The following is a 17,291-nucleotide window of genomic DNA, read 5'->3' as shown; positions in this document are numbered from 1 at the left end:
CCCGGTCTATCACATCCGGACCGAAGACTAGGCATCGGCGCCTCAGGCTATTCGTCCGCCCCGATACGCCCTAGCAGCTTGTAGACAGATTCGTGCCGATGGCGTCTAGCTGGCCAACCACCTATGGATTTCCTCGCAACTCACGGCGCCACAGATTCAAAATCCAGACTGTCATTGACCAATTTGGCAGGAACTCGGTAGCCCATAGCTTGATAGCCGCGCTGGCGCTTGCCCCACATTCTCAATCGACTGGCGTCCGTCACGCCGGATAGGCGTAGCGGTCAGTCCGCACACTTGATGAGAGGCTTCTCTTAAATTCCCGCACGCCATTCGTTGGCGCAGGCCGGCGAGTATCCGCTCTTTCCTGCCCTGCTTTCCCATCGGATCGGGTACACGTCGGTCCGTCCACGAAACAGACGCCCGAAGAGAACGACCTTATCGTCTGTGGTGAACGGCGACGATGCCGCCTGCGTACTCGGCGATGAGGCTTCGCGCCACGCAATACTGTGAGCTTCAAGCAGACCAATCAGGCGCGCGTTTTCTGCACGCAGCTGTGCCAGTTCGTGCGTTACGTGATCAAGGTCGCCGTCGGGCATAAGCCTTCCTTACCCCGACCACAGGCCGGCCGCGGTCAGGCGGCGTAGCAACGCTCCCCGAGTAGCATGGCGCACCACCAGGTTTCGCAGTGCGCGATCGAAGGCTTTGGGACTGGAGGTGAGCGCGTAGCCCTCAGCCAGATCCGCCACCGCTCGCACAGCCTGCTCATAACCCGATGCCGAGCCTCGCTGCGCCAGGGCATCGACAACGGCCCAGCGCTGAGCCACGTCTGCCATCAACAGCCTCAAAGTTGCCTCGCGTTGCTCGCGGCGATCGGCTTCCTGTCTTTCACGCTCCTCGGCTTCGCGCGCCAGCCGCATACCCGACTCAAGTTGCGAGAGTTCGCACAACAGTCCCACCGTGCGACGTGGCTCACTAGTTGCAGATAGCGGATGGTGCGCCTTCAGCCACGCGGCGTGGCCAGACCTGATTCGACGTTCTGCCTCCCGCCCCTGACCTTGCGCGATCAGCTTCAGCATGGCCACCATCTCCTCACGCGACCATCCGACGAGCCATGCATTGATACCGGCCGCTTGAGCGGAATCGTCGTTCACAGTCTGCCCGCTTCCCATCGCTGCGGCCGCGAGCATATCGGGATCGACTTCGATGAAATCGACCAGCGCCTGCTGCGCCAGGGATAGGTCCAACAAACCGGGCGGGACTTGCGGCTCCAGCACATCATCGCAGATATCGTCAGCCGCAGCGAGCCACCCAAGGTACAGCGACCGCAGGTCGCCGCGCAGGAGTTCGTCGCGCAGGGGCGCCAAGCGTCGCATCCAACCATGGCCTGCTTCCGCGCCGAACCGGTTGTAGTCCTCACTCTCTTCGAGCGACCAATCGAAGATCCAGTGCTCATCGCCGGCCTCAATAGTCAACCGGCTCCCTCCGCTAAAAGGCTCCAGCTCTGCCTTGCGAAACGTAGAGCGCGGCACGCGCAAAGCCAACCGACAACTACACCAGTTGGCGGTGTAGACAAAGGCGTCGAAATAACACCGCATCCAGTCGGCGGGATCGGCCTTCAAGTCGCCCCACTCGTAATGGTTCATGAAGCCAAAAGGAGTGATCTCTGCGCGAGTGGAAACCGCGCGCAATTGCGCCATCTCTGCGTCGGTGAGCGCACAGTCGATCGCAGCAAACTCGTAGTACTGATACTCACTCATGATGGTGGACGACTTCCTGCTATCAACTTGACTTACGCCTGCGCGCGAAGAGGGCCAGCTTTCCCACGCGATAGCTGCTTGCGGCAAGCATCAGCGCTTTCCCAGAAGCGGCGAGCGACCAACTTTTTCCTGCGGCGTCGGCACCGCAGGTATGACATCCGAGAAGCGGGCCTGGGTGATCGCAACATCCAGCGACGGTAGACTCCAGGTCCTTTGTAGGCGCAGGCTGTTCATCCCGGTATTCCATGCATGCAGCATACGCTTGCCCGTCTCGTGGAATCCGGGATAGCGGTTGGTCGCCTCCACCACCTGAGGAGTCACATGGACAATAGCATCACAGATGCGCTCCACTCGCTCCCTGGTCTGTGTGGGCATCACGCCGCACCGCGTCTGCAAAAACCGCTCCAATGCCTTTCCCGGCATCCAGGTGCTGCGCCCTTCAACAGGCATTCCCGGAGGGTTCTTCGCATAGTCGTCGTAGACCGAAATGGTCAGCATGTCGTAGACCGGAGCCAGTGCAATGCTTTCGCGCGATGAGTAGAGCAGTGCGATGTTCTTGGTGTGGCAGTCCGCGTTTCGTAGCGCATAGGTCAGTAGCAGGAGATCCGCCAGTTGCGACAGTGCCGCGTTTTGTTGTGCCGGCACACCCACCACATCCTTGATACGACCAACCACGCGCTCCCAAGTCGACTGGTACTTTTCTTCAGGTCGTAGCGACAACAAACTACACAGATCTTCCATGCCCCTGCGCGTGACGCCGTCCTCCTCCAAGTCGAACCGATGTACTACAAGCGCTTGACCATCCTCGGAAACTTCAGTCATCGCAGTAGGAATATCTGCCTGACGCGACACCTCCATGCAGAGGTGTTCATTCAGCGCGACGCCCGGAAACCGGGCGGTGCCTCCCTTGATGATGTACCTGTCAGTGGCCAGCGTCCCTTTACCGTATTCCGTCAGCGCGTTGGGTGAAAGAAATTTTGGGACGACGCCCGACACACCAGACACGGCGTAGCGGCGCACCAGATCAACGAAAGCCGCTTCGGAGTTATCCCCGCGCAGAATGCCTGTAAGCTCAAAAGGCACGGGCGGTTGTGTCGGATCCGCGCCCGGCGCCGCGACCTTGACGCGCCCGATAGCGTTGCGCCCGACCACCGACAGCAGGTTGAGTGGCGAAGCGCCGACCTGGGGCCCCAGTTGCTCCTGGAGTATGGACAGCAAAAAGCCTTCCGGCAGGTTCATTCTGAAAATGGGGTGCAGATCAGGATAGGCATAGGACTCCGTCCGCACGGGCATCAGCAGAGAAACGAACTGCTCGGGCAGGGCATCCGGGTGATAGGACATCACGTGGCGAAAACCATCCGTGGATTCCAGAGTTGCTACTGGCTTGTCATGAACGAAGACATGCAGTTTCATGATTGCGCTTCGCGGTCACCGGAGAAGGCACGCTGCCGTTCCGCCAGCGCGTCGTCGAGCGTGAAGTCTCGTTTCATCGGCACGTAGCTCATCTCATAGCCGAGGACCTCGAGCAGGCGCAGCAGTTTGCGGGAGCCAAACTCGGCGACACCGCCCGTCTCGAATCGCGCAAGCGTGGATTGGCCCATGCCACTCAACGCGGCCAGCTCCTTCTGAGTCATACCGCGCTCTTTGCGCAGGCGGGCAACTGCTCGACCGAGGTCAGGTAGGCTATTCATATGCTCTATTTGCTATAAATTTTTACGTGACATGATTGCAAACCCAGCGGGATTTCCAAAAAACCCTCTTCAATATATAGCAAATAAGGCAAACCTACGCAAAGTCCTATGTATGCTGTATTTGCTATTAGCTTCCTATCTATAAAGATCATCTAACAATGTAGATTGGCTAATTTCGATAGTTTTTTCATATCAAATAGAGCACATCTTATATTTCTTAGCACTTTGACGCACGACCGCGTACACCCAAATTAGTACCAAACCGATCAAGTAGCACTCGTCCCCCGTCACTTCAACCCTCCCAGCAGGGATCTGGCAGAACGCGGTGAGGTAACTCGCGCCCAAGAACACCAAGGATGAACCTGGTCGCCGGGATGTCCTTCCAAGAGCCTCGTAAGCGGCGAACTCAGGTGCAATGCTTGCGATGAGCTGCAAGCTGCGGCGTTGTTGAGATGACTCCGAGCGAACGCACGTGTCGCAGGCCTCAATCCGCCTTGATGTTCCGCTCCTTAATGATCGCTCCATAGCGCTTACTGTCGTCGGCCATCACAGTTGCGAACTGCGGCACCGTCAGGGGCGTGGCCTCGGCCCCGATCGTTTCAATCTGCGCTTTTACCGCTGGCGTCGCCAATACGCGGTTGATCTCGCGGTTTAGGCGCTCTACCACTGCCGCGGGTGTACCCGCAGGTGCATAGAAGCCGTGCGTCTGGCCGGCATCAAATCCCGTAAGGCCAGCTTCGTCCAACGTAGGCACGTTGGGGAACGCCGCCGAACGGCGCATGCCGGCTACCGCCAACAGGCGTAATTTTTCAGCCCGCACGTGGGTCAGGCCGATGCCGGGATCAAAGAAAAAATCCACCTGTCCAGCCAACAGATCTTGCAATGCAGGAGCCGAACCACGGTAAGGCACGTGCAGCGCAAATACACCAGCCCTGCTCTTTAGCATCTCACCGGCCAAGTGTAGGCCTGTGGCATTGCCAGCAGACGCGTAGCTCAGCTTGCCGGGGTTGGCCTTGAGATAGGCGAGGAATTCCTTGACGTCCTTCACCGGCAGGCTGGCTCTTGTTTCGAGGAACAGCACGATTCGCGCCACCGCGGCCACCGGCGTGAGGTCCTTCGCGGTGTCGTAAGGAATCGAGGCATAGATGAACGGATTGGTGGTGATGACACTGCCCGCCGTCATCAACAGCGTGTGCCCGTCAGCCGCGGATTTCGCCACGACCTCAGCGCCAATCATCCCGCTGGCACCTGCGCGATTCTCGATGACGACCGGCTGACCCAAGGCTTGCTGCAGCGGTTGCGAAATCGCGCGCGCAAGCACGTCGGGTGAACTACCAGGCGGGAAGTTGACCACTACCCGGATTGGCTTTGAGGGCCAGGCACTGGCCTGGGCTAGTGCGGTGGTGGGCATCGCCAGCGGCACAAGGACAGCCATGACGCTCGCCAGCAGAGTCCGGCGCGCTGAAGAAGACAGGGAGGGCAGGTGTGGCATGAGATAGCTCCTTCAGGCGTCGATGGGAAGACCAGTGAAATTTTCGGAAAACTGCAGACGGCCGGCATGGGTGCCCGTCATGTATTCCAGGTCGGCGCGCTGCAGGCGCTTGATGAATGAGCTGTCTCCTTCGAAGCTGTGCACCATCGTGCACAGGCCGGCAGAGAACCGCTGCACCAGCCACATGCGCTTCAGGCATGTCTGCGAGTAACGCTCTAGCAGCCCGTTGACACCGCGCCTGTAGTGCTGTTCGAGCGCACGGGCTAGCACCTTCACGTCTGCCATCGCCGAGTTCAGGCCTTTGGCGCCGGTGGGCGGCACGATGTGTGCGGCGTCGCCGGCCAGGAACAAGCGCCCGTGCTGCATGGGTTCGAACAGAAAGCTTCGCATGACCGTCACGCCTTTCTGCGTGATGCGGCCTTCATTGATCGGCGGCAAACCCGGTACGTCGAGTCGTTTGTGCAGCTCCGACCAGATGCGGTCGTCGGACCAGTTATCAGGACTCTCATCCGGTGCGCACTGCAGGTAAAGGCGCGTGATCGACTTCGTGCGGATGCTCATCATTGCAAAGCCGTCTTCGTGGCAGCCCCAGGTCACTTCGTTCGTGGCGGGCGCGGCCTCTGCCAGGATGCCGAGCCAGCCAAAGGGGTAGATACGATCGTGCACCTCGCCCGCCTGCGAAGGAATGGCGTGGCGGCTAATGCCGCGGAAGCCGTCGCAACCGACCACGAAGTCGCAGTGCAGTTCGCCGGGTACACCATTTTTCTCGAAGCGCACCACCGGGCGCGGCCCGCCGATACCCTCTATCGCGGTCACTGGGGTTTCGAACAACATCTGCGCCCCAGCCCCAGTGCGCGCGGCCATCAGGTCTTTCACCACCTCGTGCTGCGGATACACCCAAGCGCTGCGCCCTCCCGTAGCCTCGTGAAAGTTGATTGGGTGCGACTCGCGCCCAAAGCGGAAATCAATGCTGTGCTGCTCCAGCCCGAACTGGCCAATGCGCTCACCCAAACCTAGAGACCGCATCATCTCCACTGTTCCTTGCTCCAGCACGCCGGCACGTAAACGGTTTTGCACGTGTTCTTGCGCCGCACGCTCAATGATCACGGATTCAATGCCTTCGAGGTGCAACATGTGCGAGAGCATCAGCCCAGCCGGTCCTGCGCCAATAATGCCAACTTGTGTCCGCATCAAATGGCCTCCTCTAGTGTGATGAGGCCCATGCCGGTAGTCATGGGCGCGTAGTAATTTCGGTGCATTTGCTTCACGCTGCCAGAGAGCGCTCCGCGCATCACCAGCCACATAATCAACTCGATACCTTCCACGCCAAACTTCTCCATCAGAGTCTGGTGTGTGAGCTCGGTCAGACTCTCGGGGTCATGCTCGATGCGATTGAGAAAGTCCAGGTCGTTATCGCGATGCATGTCACCAAAATGCTTGCCGGTGAGCTGGTGCGACATACCGCCGGTGCCTATGATGGCCACGCGCAAGTCGCGCTCATAGCTTTCCACCGCACGGCGGATTGACCGCCCTAAGCGGAAACACCGGCGCGCGGTAGGCAGTGGGTGCTGCAACACGTTGACCGCGATCGGTACCGAGGCCACGGGCCAAGTATCTGTGTGATCGAAGCACAGGTGCATAGGCACCAAAAATCCGTGCTCCACTGCCATCTTCTGGCACACCGTGATGTCGAACTCGTCGTACACCAACGAGCGGCATAGGTGCTGAGAGAACGCCAGATCGCCCGGGATGGCCGGCAAGGGCCGCGTGCCGAAACCTTCATCGGCAATGGCGTACTGGTCCGCGCATCCCACGGCAAAGGTTGGATACTTGTCGAAGAAGAAATCGGCCCCGTGGTCGTTGTAGACCATGATGGCTACGTCAGGTTTGATCTCCTGGAGCCATTCGCGAACCGGCACGTAGGCATCAAAGAGTGGCTTCCAGGCCGGTGTCTGAGCGCGGCCACGGTCGTAGGCGCCGCCGATGGAGGGAACATGTGAAGTGCCGATGCCGGCGATGATCTTTCCACCCATTACACCGCTCCGCTGTCGTTACGTGTGGCCAGAAACTGCTCGTGTGTTTCCCCACGCATAGAAGCGCCCATCTTGTAGAGACCGTTGCCCGTGACCACCCCCAGCTTAAGTAAAAAGTAGATGTTTCCACCGACGGCGAGCAATCCGCTGAAATCGCGTGCACGCACCAGTTGTTTCTCGGCCTCGGTCAGCTCGAAGCGTGCCATAAAAGCTTCTTCGTCAGCCTTGCAGGCTTCGCGGTTGGTAGGGTCAGAAAGCGCGTTGCACATCGTGTTGATGCGGAGACCGCGCCAGGACATGTTCAGATCGAACACGTCGGAATCAGAGATTTTCAAGCCCTGCGGGGGCAGCTGCTGCGTCATTCAAAGGCTCCAGAGTAGGTCGCTGAAACCAGTCTAGGATTGAATGCGGTAATTCTTCTATACAACTAACTCGGGCTTACTTGCCAAGAGGTGCAGGGGTCGTTCACACTGCGCTGGCGTCTTTCTTGCATCATCTGCCCCATGTCCTTTGCCCAGCCCACCACCGTCGATGACCTCCTGAACTACCGGCTCAACCGACTATTGGCCAGCAGCGGAGCCTTGGTAACGCGCATCTGCGAGGGCCGCTACGGCATCACTCGCCGCGAGTGGCGCCTGATTTGCATCCTGGCCGACCACGGCGCCATGTCGCCTTCTCAACTGGCGGAGCGGTCACACTTGGAACGCCCCCGCGTGTCGCGGCACGTATCCGATCTGGTGACCAAAAAGCTGTTCGCACGTGTCATCGATCCGGATGACCGCCGGCGCGCCTGGGTCAACATCACGCCAAGCGGCCGAGCCTTGCATGCGGAGTTTTTTCCGCAATCGGTTCAGCTCAACAATCTCGTACTGTCCACGCTGAGCGAAGCGGAGCGCAACGCGTTCGACATGGCCATGACCAAGCTCACCGATGCCGCAGATGCTCTGGTCAAGTCCCATCGACTGCCTGAAAAGGCGGATCGCAGACACGGCGGTCGGCGACGCGGCTCCGTGGGCGAATTCGTGGAATTGCCACACCTGGGCGAACGGCGTTGACCGGAATGGTCAACGCGGAGCATGAGGCCTGAGCGTATCAACTGCACGTCGAACGCGGTGTCACTCTTGGGCGGTTCTTGAGAAAAACTCCACCACCAGTTCGAATGAGGAGATGTCTTGCGCCTCCGTCTTCTTGGCCGCAACTCGGACCTGAAGCAAATCCATGTCAGCCGACCCGCACGATTGGAGATTCGACCACGCCCACACCTAACTGCGCCGCCGCCTTGGCCTCTTCCGCAATCAGCTGCTTGAGGACTCGGCGGGCGCGCACGGGGCCTCCGTCCGAGGACAGCATGACAGGGCTGAGCGAGTCCAGGTCAGTCGTGCCCATGTTGCGCTGGACGGCTTCGATCATCGGTTTGTCCTGGGTGTCGAATGCGGTGCGCAGAGACTCCAGCCGCAGTGAGTCCATCGCCGGATCCGGCGTACCCCAGTTGCGCCCTTGCGCCCAGAAGTAGTGAGTCGTGGTTTCGGTAGCCGGGGTCATAAGGTGGCATCCCTGACTTTCATGAGCCTGGTCCTGGGGCTCACCATCAGGAAGCACGCCAACCGTCAGCTTCATGATCGCGCCCGGGTCCCAGCGCACGTTGAGCCAACGCTGCACCGTGCGCTCGCCAGCCTCGTACCATTTCTGCAGCACTGGAGGCAGAATCTCATCGCTGGTGAGGCGATTGGAAAACACGGTGTTACCGCGTTGGACGATCTCCGTCTTCGCCTTGCGAACCGCTTCGCTACCTAGCAACCCTGGGTGCAGGAATTCGATGTGCCCGAGATCCATGATGTTGTCAGTCATCAATTCGTAGTGGCCTTCAGCGAGCGTGTAGCCTTTCACGTTCTGGAACGTGGGGTTCGACAGGAAATCGAATTCCGGAATGGTGTCCTCGTCGGCCTTGGCCGGATCGCCCATCCAGATCCACAGAAGCTTGTAGCGTTCTGCCACGGGAAAGCTGCGTACCAGCGCCCTGGGAGGCAACATTCCATTGCCGTGCGGGTTGAAGGTGCACTTGCCGGAACAATCGAACCGCAAGCCGTGGTACGCACATTCGATAGTGTCGTCCACAAGCTTTCCCATAGACAGGGGCGCGAACCGATGCGGGCAACGATCTGCTACAGCCGCAGCACTGCCGTCCAGTTTTCGATACAGAACGACTCGGTCGCCCAGTATCTGCCGGGGCAACAATGCGCGTGTGATTTCGTCGGCCCACGCCGCGACGTACCAGGTGTTTTTAAGGAACGCCATTCAATTACTCCGGAAGGATGCCCACGGCTTTGGTGACATTACCCCAGCGCTCGTATTCGCGTCGCAAGAACGCACCCGTCTGTTCCACGGTGCCCGCGCCTTCGGTAATGGGGCCAATCGCCAGAAGGCGGCCGGCGATGTCTTTGTCCGTGAGGATGGCTTCGAGATCGCGGTTGGCGCGCTGTACCACCGCAGCGGGCGTACCCGTCGGTGCCACGATGACGAGCCAGCCGGCGAAATCAAAGCCCGGCAGCGTGTCCGCGATCGGAGGAACGTTCTCAAGGCCCGCAACGCGCTTGGCTGTCGTCACCGCGAGGGGGCGCAGCCTCCCGCTGCGAATCATTTGAACCGCTGAGGGCATATCACTCAAAAGCACCTCCACTTGCCCGCCTACCGTGTCCGTAACGGCGGCACCCACGGACACATAGGAAACGGCATTCACCTGGATGCCAAGCTGCGATGCGAGAAGACGGGTCACCATGCCGCCGAAGGTCTTCGGCCCTTCGTTGGCGACGGCAAGTTTCCCCGGGTTTGCTTTGGCATAGGTGACGAGGTCCTCTAGCGTTTTGAACTGAGAGCCGGCATTCACGCTGACGACGAACGGAACCTTGCCGACCATGCCCACAGGAACGAAGTCCTTCTGCGGGTCGTAGGGAAGGTTTTTAATCAAGTAGGGGTTGGTCACCAGAGCCGCGGCAGTGGCGAAGTAAAACGTATATCCATCTGCAGGCGATTTGGCTGCAGCCTGCGCGCCGATGACGTTCTGCCCCCCAGGGCGGTTCTCGACCACGATGGATTGAGCCCACTTCTTCGCGAGTTGATCAGAGATCATCCGCGCCATGGCATCAGCCCCCGAACCCGCAGGTTGCGACAGGATCAGCTTCACGCTCTTTTCCGGCCAAGTCTGTCCGAAGGCCACCGGCGCCGCAGCGGCCATGGCGAGAGCGGTTGCACAACGAGTGAAGTCACGGCGTTTCATCTTGTCTCCTTTAATATTTGGTAGCTCATCGGTTGAAGCCCAGCACAGTGCTGGCTGCAACCCTGGCCTGACCGCCCTCCAGGCGCCCAAGCGTTTAGTGGACCGAATGCCCGGCTTGCATTGCGTTGCGATCGGTCTCCCTTGAGTTGCTCATACGCATTCGCCACTCCGCAAGCAAGTTGGCTAACTCGGCCGTAGTGGCCGCGGTGCCGAACACATAGTTATCAGGCCTCACCAATGCCGCGACGCACTCGTGCCGTCGGAACCAGGCGGCTGCCACTCCCTCCATCTCCGAGTACGCAGGCGTCTGGAGCGAGATGACTGATACTTTCGGCAATCCTTTGAGCGCTTCGGAAACCTCCACGTTCGAAGCCATCACGAGTCGCCATCCGTTACCGGCAAGTACATCCATCCGTTGCGGAGCGCTCTCTTGCTTGATCCAAGGTTGCGGAAACAAAGCGCCGCGGGCAGTCGATGCCTCTTGCGACAGCAATCCAGTCTCCAACTTTGGAATGATGTCCTGTCGCGGAGTGTCTTTCACCACCCCGCCACACTCGGCCAGGAGTTTCGCGTCGCGCTCGCGCGCCTTGATAGGGTCTCGTTCGCAGATCACTTCACCTACGTGCTTGATGCGGCTGGTGAGCTCGCGTACATGCGCCTTGCGCTCGATGCCATAACTATCCAGCAGCTCCCTAGCTACATCACCCTGCACCTCGCCTCGGAGCACTGAACCCAGCTTCCAGCTGAGATTGGTGACGTCACGGATTCCCTGGCACATCCCCTGGCCAAGGAAGGGGGGCTGCATATGCGCCGCATCTCCTGCGAGGAACACGCGACCTTGGCGCCACTCCGAAGCTACCAGCGCGTGGAAACGGTAACTCGACTGACGCCACAACTCGCCATCTTGCGGAGTAAGCCAACGCGAGAGCAGTTTCCAGGTCTCCTCGGGCCTTTGCACTTCCATGGGGTCTTCGTCTGGCTTGAGCGATATCTCCCACCGCCGATGGTTCTTAGGCCCGATGACCATCGTGCACGGCCGTTCCGGCTCGCAATACTGCACGCTCGTCGTAGGAAGTTTGGCCAGCCCCTGCTCGTTAACCAGAACGTCTACCACCAGCCAGGGCTCGTCGAAGTCCAGGTCTTCCAGTGGCATGTTCAACTGCGTCCGCACAGGGCTGGAGCCCCCATCGCATGCGATCAGATACTTGGCGCGAACAAGCTTCGATTGGCCTCTTTCATCGATGCTCAGCGTCACACCGTCGACATCAGGGTGAACACGCATCATCTCGACACCCAGGTCCACGTGCACATTGGGCAACTGCTTCACGCGGGCACGCAATGCCTCCTCCACCGGCGGCTGAGTGAACACATTGGAGGGTGTATATCCCTGCGGATAAGGTGCGCCGAGCATGGTCATCCGTTTGATCAGTTGCCCATCAACGCCGAAATACTCGGAGTCCGTGAACGGTTCCATGAACGGCGCAACGGCATCCACCACTCCCAGCTGCTGCAACACACGCAGGATCTCGTGGTCCATCGCGATGGCACGCGGAATCGCGTACACCTTCTGCAGCTTCTCGCACACGTACACGTTCAAGCCTTGTTGACCCAGCAGTCCGGCTGCGACCGCGCCCGCCGGCCCATAGCCGACGATCGCAACGTCGTAGATGCTCTCCTCGCTCATGCTGGCTCGGCAACAATCGGGTTCGACAAAAGACCCACGCGGTCGATCTCTATCTCGATCGTGTCACCGGCTTTCATCCAAACCGGCGGCGTGCGCGCCTGCCCCACCCCCGCGGGTGTGCCCATCACAATGACGTCTCCAGGCTCGAGTGTCAGCACCTCCGCCAATAGGGCGATGGTCTCGGCAACGGTGAAGATCATGTCGCTCGTGTTGGCGTCCTGCATCACCTGGCCGTTCAAGCGACTCTGTATGCGCAAGCCGACCGCACCGGCAGGCAGTTCATCCGCCGTCACCAGAGTAGGGCCAAAGCCGCCGGTGCGGTCGAAGTTCTTGCCAATGGTCCACTGTGGGGTGCGTTTCTGGTAGTCGCGCACGCTCATGTCGTTGTAGCAGCTGTAGCCGAACACGTATTGCAGGGCGTCAGCTTCCTTCGTGTGACGCGGCACGGTCTTGCCAATCACGACGGCCAGTTCGGCCTCGTAGTCGAAGCGGGTCGACACCCGTGGCAGCCAGCCCGCTTCGCCGTGCGCGACTTGAGAAGACGCGCCACGGAAAAAGAACCAGGGGTATTCAGGCTTGTCACGCCCCCCTTCCTTGGCGTGGTCGAAGTAGTTGAGACCGAGGCACACGATCTTGCCAGGCTCGGGCACGAGTGGCGCTAGCTTGACGTCCGCTAGAAGTTGGCGTGCAGCCTTGCCCGCAATGGCAGTACGCGCCGCCGCATCCAGGTCGATGCCGGACTTCAGCGCCAGGCGAATGTCTGCGGGAACGTTAGGCTGCGCATCGTTCAAGTCAACGATGTTGGCGCCGTCAACGACAGCCAGGCGCGGTGCCCCTTGGCGAAGATAGGTTGTGAATTTCATAGAGTGTTTTCTCAATCAGGAAACGAAGAAGACGCGGCGCTGAGCCTCTTTGAGCGGTGCGCCGGGAGGCTGTGAAATGCCCCACTGGTCATAACGACCTTCTGGCCATTTCCAATCGGACGGTCCGCGTGCCACGTAGGATTCGTCGATCTGCTCTACATCGGCTGTGTATTCGATGACGATCCCGAACGGATCGATGAAGTAGTTGAAAAGGTTGTTGCCAGGACCATGGCGGCCAGGCCCCCACTGAATCGGAAATCCCGCATCCTTCATGCGCCCGCCCCCGCGCATCACGGATTCCATGTCGGGCATCAAAAATGCGATGTGATTGAGCGCATCGTTATCGGTGATGCCGATAGCGATGGTGTGATGATCACGGTCGCAGTTCATGAACGCCATGATTCCTGTACGGTCTGCAAGCCGAAAGCCGAATGCCTGCTCCATGAATTGCTTTGTTTCATCCACTGCGTGACTATTCAGAACTGCATGTGTCAAGCGAATGGGTCTGTCTTGGACCGGAGGCTGCGGTTCATGGCGCGCATCTCCGTGTACCACTTGGAAGATACGTCCGTGCGGGTCGCGTACCGTGACGCCGGTGCCGCCGGCGGGGTTCTTCGTCAGTGGCCCAACAGGCGTCACGATGCTGCCACCCGCGCGCACGGTCGCCTCCGCAACCTTCAGCAGTGCCTCAGCGCTCCGCGCCCGAAGCGTCACCTGTCTCACTTGCGGCACCTCGCCACCCACGTACAGAGCTAAAAGATGGTCATCTCCGCCGCTTCCACGAAGGTAGATGGCGTTGTCCTTGCGGTGCGCCACCTCCAAGTGCCAGACTTGGACGTAGAACTGCTCTGCCTTCGCGAGGTCGGGAACGTTCAACGCCACGCTGCGTAACCCTTCTATCCAGGGGGATGTCATTGCATGGTCTCCAGTGCGCGAGCGAGGAACCGCTCGGCGTTGTGTTTGATCAAGTTCATAGCGGTACCTTCGTCAAATCCAGCTTCGGTGATGCGCTCGATGGGCTTACGGTCGTGGAAGTTGAACGGATAGTCGGTGCCAACCATTAGCTGGGAAGCACCGAACGTGTCCACCAGGTGACGCAACGTTGGTGTGTCGAACACCAGCGTGTCGTAGAAGAACTTGCGGGCCTGCTCCACCGGCGCCGCCTTGATGCTCTCTGCAAGCGCTGGGAAGACCTGCCAGCCCTGCTGCAGACGAGGAAGCAGCATCGCGAGCGTTCCACCGCCATGACTGAACGCAAGGCGTAACTTGGGATGCGTCTCCATCAGATTGCTCGTGATGACCGATGCGGCGGCAAGGCCCACATCCCCGGGATAAGCAAGAACCTGCTGAAGTGGAGCAGGTCCAACCAGTCGCTCCATTCCAGCGGGCCGAATAGCGTGCACAAAGACGGCGGCGCCCGTCTCCTGGCAGGCCGCAAAGAACGGGTGGAACCTGGGATCACCGATCGGCACACCATTGATATTGCTGCCGATTTCGATACCAGCGAAGCCCAGCACCTTGACGCAGTATTCCAACTCACGCATTGCCAATTCGATGTCCTGTAGCGGGACGGCCCCTAAACCTGCGATCCGGCCTCCACTCTCATTGACCATACCTGCGATCTGATCATTCAGAAATCGGAGCAATTGCTGTGCGGCCGCCGGCTTCATCCAATAGGAGAGCAACTCGGGCATGGGAGACACGACTTGTAGCGCGATGCCCATCGACTCAAGATCGACCAGGCGTTTACCTGTGTCCCAACATTTATCAGACACAGTGCGGTAGACCTTGCCCGAGATCATCACGCTGCGATGGCATGCCTGGGCTGCAGCCATCGAGGGCCAGTCGGCAGGCACCTCCGCGCCGATGTAGGCCGGAAAGTTTTCCGGCACCACGTGTGCGTGGGTATCGATGCCGCAGTTGCAACCTGATGATGTTTTGATGTAGCTCAATTCGTGTCTCCGCGTCGAATGTTAGGGATCGTTCCCCATGCTGTACAGACGATTTGGCGAATTAGTAAAATCCGTTTCATGGATATTCGAACCGTCGACCTGAACCTCTTGCTCATCTTCGATGCGATGGCGCGCCATCGCAGCGTGAACAAGACGGCCGAAGCTGTTGGACTCAGCCAACCGGCAACCAGCGGGGCGCTGGGGCGTTTGCGCAAGCTCTTCAACGATCCCTTGTTTGTACGCACCGGCTCCGGGATGGAGCCGACACCGCTGGCAGCCAAGTTGGCGCCTGTAGTTCAAAGCGTGGTGCAAACAATTCAGTCGGAAATTCTTCAGCAGGCCGGGTTCAACCCTGCTTTGGCCGACCGGACTTTCACCATCCTCACCCCGGACATTGGGGAGGTCGCATTCCTTCCAGGCTTGCTGAAGCGTTTGCGCCTTGAAGCGCCTGAGATTCGATTGAGAGCGTTGGCGAAACCTCGTTCAGCGGCAGCTGAAGCCCTCGAGCGGGGCGAGGCCGAACTTGCCGTGGGCTTTTTCCCGGATTTGCAAAGAGCTAACTTCTTCCAGCAAGCGCTCTTCACGACTTCGTACGCATGCATCGTTTGCGCAGGAAACGACGTCGCCGCCGGACAACGCCTGACACTTCGTCAGTATCTCGCAGCGCGTCATATCGTTGTTCGACCTGATGGACGTGAACACGAGCTGGATCACTTTCTGAACACCAAGGGATGGCATCGTCACGTGACGCTCGAGCTCTCACACTACATGAGCCTGGTGGCCTTGTTACCTGGGAGCGACCTGATTGCAACGGTGCCGGACGATATCGCCACCGTCGTGGGTCGTCACATCGAACTGAAGAGGATTGATTTGCCCTTCAAGATGCCCCAGATCAAGGTGCAGCAGTACTGGCATCGCCGTATGCAAAGCGACCCCGCCAACAAATGGTTCCGAGGCTTGCTATACGAAACCAACCGTCGCGCCCCGGGCGCCAAGTTGCCTGGCTGAATCTCAACGTGAGCCTTGAGGTCTTCGGCGCAATCCACGCCGATACGTCCACCGGCTAAAAAACCGGCAGACCTTGCTATTCAAGGCCCCGCCGGGTAAGACGGGGTTGCCTTGGCGGTGTTACCCGTGTTGCAAGCCTGCGGCCAGGACCCCGGCGATACAGATCGCTTCGTCCTCCTCGCCCGTACCACCACTGGCACCAACTGCGCCAAGGGTATTGCCTTGCGCGTCCTTGATCACCACTGCCCCGGTATGGGCGATGAATTTCCCGGAAGCCGTTGCGGCCAGGGAGACAAAGAAGTTTGGATTCTCTTTGGCACGCTCGCCGAGCTTCCGGCTGGACACACCCATGCCAACGGCGCCCCACGCCTTCGCGCGAGCGATGTCAAAGCGGAACATGCTGGCCCCGTCCTCGCTCGCATAGGCCTTCAAATTCCCGGCATCATCCAGCACCGCGATTCCCATGGGGCGGTAGCCCGCTTTTTGCGATGCAGCGAGAGCGGCGCTAATGATCTGATTCGCTTGTTCGAGGGTAAGCATTGACATCATTCTTCCGGCGTGAAGCCCGTGGCTTTCACCACATTCATGTAGTGGTCGTAATCACTCTTGACCAGCGCAGTGAGCTGCGCTGGGGAGCCGCCCAGTGGCTGCAGCGCGTTCTTCTCAAAGACTTCTGCCATCGCGGGCGATGTCAGTTGAGAATTCACTGCGGCGTTCAAAGACGCCACCTTGGCAGCAGGCGCTCCTGCAGGGGCGAACCAACCCAGCCACTCGACAAAAGAAATGTCTTTATAGCCCAGCTCCACCAACGTAGGGATGTCCGTCATTCCCTTCCAGCGGTTGGGACTCGTGACGGCCAGGGTGCGCAGCTTGCCAGAGCGCACATGCGGCAGGACTTCGCTCACCACATTAAAGCTCACTGGGACTTGCCCCCCAAGCAGATCTGTCAACAACGGCCCGCCCCCTTTGTAAGGAATGGCACGAAGCTCAACGCCGGACGCCCGCGAAAGCAGCATGCCCGAGAGGTGCAGCGATGTCCCGATGGAGGGAACGCCGTAGTTGGCTTGACCGGGATTGGCCTTAGCCCAGGCGAGATACTCTTGCACTGTCTTGATGTGCGCCGGCAGGCCAGGGCCAGCCGTAAAAGAGTATGTGAAATTGCAGAGGCCAGCCACAGCCGTGAAATCCACCAATGGGTCGTAGGGCAACTTCTTGAAGACGTGCGGATGCAATGTCAGGAGACCGGCTGGAGCCTGGAAGAGGTTGTTCCCATCAGGGGCACTGCGCTTGACGAACTCCGCCGCGATGCGGCCAGCTGCACCTGGCTTGGAGTCATAGATCAGGTTTTGAGGGAATTTTCCTCGCAACTGATCCATTAGCGGGCGGCTCACCTGGTCGCCCAAGCCTCCAGAGGGGAAGCCCGACCAAACGACGATGTTGCCTGATGGTTGTCCGAAAGCGGGAAGCCCGCCTCCGACGAGGCCGGCGGCAGCTGCTGCGCGAAGTAAGTCTCTACGTTGCATGGTTTGTCTCCTTT

General features: G+C 59.5%; 18 protein-coding genes. 2 read left to right on the top strand and 16 right to left on the bottom strand.

Annotated elements, in window-relative coordinates; all coding sequences use genetic code 11:
• Positions 1–311: 311 nt before the first annotated feature.
• The 8 genes from G518_RS0106505 to G518_RS0106465 form a co-directional block, all read right to left on the bottom strand.
• Positions 312–596, bottom strand: a complete 285-nt coding sequence (locus G518_RS0106505; RefSeq protein WP_028601827.1) for a TOTE conflict system archaeo-eukaryotic primase domain-containing protein — start codon at positions 594–596, stop codon at positions 312–314.
• A gap of 9 nt (positions 597–605) precedes the next feature.
• Complete coding sequence (locus tag G518_RS0106500) at positions 606–1,757, bottom strand: hypothetical protein (RefSeq protein ID WP_028601826.1); 1,152 nt, start codon at positions 1,755–1,757, stop codon at positions 606–608.
• Positions 1,758–1,847: 90 nt separating this feature from the next.
• Positions 1,848–3,170 (bottom strand): type II toxin-antitoxin system HipA family toxin, encoded by a 1,323-nt coding sequence (locus tag G518_RS0106495; protein ID WP_028601825.1) that lies wholly within the window; start codon positions 3,168–3,170, stop codon positions 1,848–1,850.
• Positions 3,167–3,448, bottom strand: a complete 282-nt coding sequence (locus tag G518_RS0106490) for a helix-turn-helix domain-containing protein (protein WP_028601824.1) — start codon at positions 3,446–3,448, stop codon at positions 3,167–3,169. The genes G518_RS0106495 and G518_RS0106490 overlap by 4 nt, the downstream gene beginning before the upstream one ends.
• A gap of 484 nt (positions 3,449–3,932) precedes the next feature.
• On the bottom strand, positions 3,933–4,940 hold the full coding sequence (locus G518_RS0106480) for a Bug family tripartite tricarboxylate transporter substrate binding protein (protein ID WP_036593787.1): 1,008 nt from the start codon (positions 4,938–4,940) through the stop codon (positions 3,933–3,935).
• A gap of 12 nt (positions 4,941–4,952) precedes the next feature.
• Positions 4,953–6,131 (bottom strand): 4-hydroxybenzoate 3-monooxygenase, encoded by a 1,179-nt coding sequence (locus tag G518_RS0106475; RefSeq protein ID WP_028601822.1) that lies wholly within the window; start codon positions 6,129–6,131, stop codon positions 4,953–4,955.
• Positions 6,131–6,973 (bottom strand): class III extradiol dioxygenase family protein, encoded by an 843-nt coding sequence (locus tag G518_RS0106470; RefSeq protein WP_028601821.1) that lies wholly within the window; start codon positions 6,971–6,973, stop codon positions 6,131–6,133. Before G518_RS0106470 ends, G518_RS0106475 begins: the two co-directional genes overlap by 1 nt.
• Positions 6,973–7,335, bottom strand: coding sequence for a hypothetical protein (locus G518_RS0106465; protein WP_028601820.1), 363 nt, complete (start codon positions 7,333–7,335; stop codon positions 6,973–6,975). Before G518_RS0106465 ends, G518_RS0106470 begins: the two co-directional genes overlap by 1 nt.
• A 141-nt stretch (positions 7,336–7,476) precedes the next feature.
• Here G518_RS0106465 and G518_RS34165 point away from each other — a divergent pair, with 141 nt between their 5' ends.
• Positions 7,477–8,028 carry a MarR family winged helix-turn-helix transcriptional regulator gene (locus tag G518_RS34165; protein ID WP_051236136.1) on the top strand — a complete coding sequence of 184 codons (552 nt, stop codon included), beginning with the start codon at positions 7,477–7,479 and terminating at the stop codon, positions 8,026–8,028.
• A 166-nt stretch (positions 8,029–8,194) separates the two neighbouring features.
• On the opposite strand, the gene G518_RS34160 is transcribed toward G518_RS34165, so the two are convergent.
• The 6 genes from G518_RS34160 to G518_RS0106425 all read right to left on the bottom strand — a co-directional run bounded on the left by G518_RS34160 (position 8,195) and on the right by G518_RS0106425 (position 14,746).
• Entirely contained in the window at positions 8,195–9,268 is a 1,074-nt protein-coding gene (locus G518_RS34160; protein WP_051236134.1) for an aromatic ring-hydroxylating dioxygenase subunit alpha, read from the bottom strand.
• A gap of 4 nt (positions 9,269–9,272) precedes the next feature.
• Positions 9,273–10,247, bottom strand: a complete 975-nt coding sequence (locus G518_RS34155) for a Bug family tripartite tricarboxylate transporter substrate binding protein (protein ID WP_051236132.1) — start codon at positions 10,245–10,247, stop codon at positions 9,273–9,275.
• A 94-nt stretch (positions 10,248–10,341) separates the two neighbouring features.
• Positions 10,342–11,931 carry a bifunctional 3-(3-hydroxy-phenyl)propionate/3-hydroxycinnamic acid hydroxylase gene (locus G518_RS34150; protein WP_051236131.1) on the bottom strand — a complete coding sequence of 530 codons (1,590 nt, stop codon included), beginning with the start codon at positions 11,929–11,931 and terminating at the stop codon, positions 10,342–10,344.
• A complete protein-coding gene (locus G518_RS0106435) occupies positions 11,928–12,794 on the bottom strand; it encodes a fumarylacetoacetate hydrolase family protein (protein ID WP_028601819.1) in 867 nt (288 codons plus the stop codon). The genes G518_RS34150 and G518_RS0106435 overlap by 4 nt, the downstream gene beginning before the upstream one ends.
• Positions 12,795–12,809: 15 nt before the next feature.
• Positions 12,810–13,709 carry a VOC family protein gene (locus G518_RS0106430; protein WP_028601818.1) on the bottom strand — a complete coding sequence of 300 codons (900 nt, stop codon included), beginning with the start codon at positions 13,707–13,709 and terminating at the stop codon, positions 12,810–12,812.
• On the bottom strand, positions 13,706–14,746 hold the full coding sequence (locus G518_RS0106425; protein WP_036593785.1) for an amidohydrolase family protein: 1,041 nt from the start codon (positions 14,744–14,746) through the stop codon (positions 13,706–13,708). Before G518_RS0106425 ends, G518_RS0106430 begins: the two co-directional genes overlap by 4 nt.
• Before the next feature lie 78 nt (positions 14,747–14,824).
• Here G518_RS0106425 and G518_RS34145 point away from each other — a divergent pair, with 78 nt between their 5' ends.
• The gene (locus tag G518_RS34145; RefSeq protein ID WP_051236129.1) at positions 14,825–15,754 is read left to right on the top strand and encodes a LysR family transcriptional regulator; all 930 of its coding nucleotides are present in this window, start codon (positions 14,825–14,827) and stop codon (positions 15,752–15,754) included.
• Positions 15,755–15,874: 120 nt separating this feature from the next.
• Here G518_RS34145 and G518_RS0106415 read toward each other — a convergent pair whose 3' ends face one another.
• Both G518_RS0106415 and G518_RS0106410 read right to left on the bottom strand, forming a co-directional pair.
• A complete protein-coding gene (locus tag G518_RS0106415) occupies positions 15,875–16,300 on the bottom strand; it encodes a GlcG/HbpS family heme-binding protein (RefSeq protein WP_028601816.1) in 426 nt (141 codons plus the stop codon).
• Complete coding sequence (locus tag G518_RS0106410) at positions 16,300–17,277, bottom strand: Bug family tripartite tricarboxylate transporter substrate binding protein (RefSeq protein WP_028601815.1); 978 nt, start codon at positions 17,275–17,277, stop codon at positions 16,300–16,302. Before G518_RS0106410 ends, G518_RS0106415 begins: the two co-directional genes overlap by 1 nt.
• Positions 17,278–17,291: the final 14 nt, after the last annotated feature.

The sequence above is a fragment of the Ottowia thiooxydans DSM 14619 genome, assembly GCF_000422885.1.
Classification (GTDB): Bacteria; Pseudomonadota; Gammaproteobacteria; order Burkholderiales; family Burkholderiaceae_C; genus Ottowia; species Ottowia thiooxydans.
Note: the sequence above shows the minus strand (reverse complement) of the source record. Positions and strands in the feature narration are given on the sequence as shown.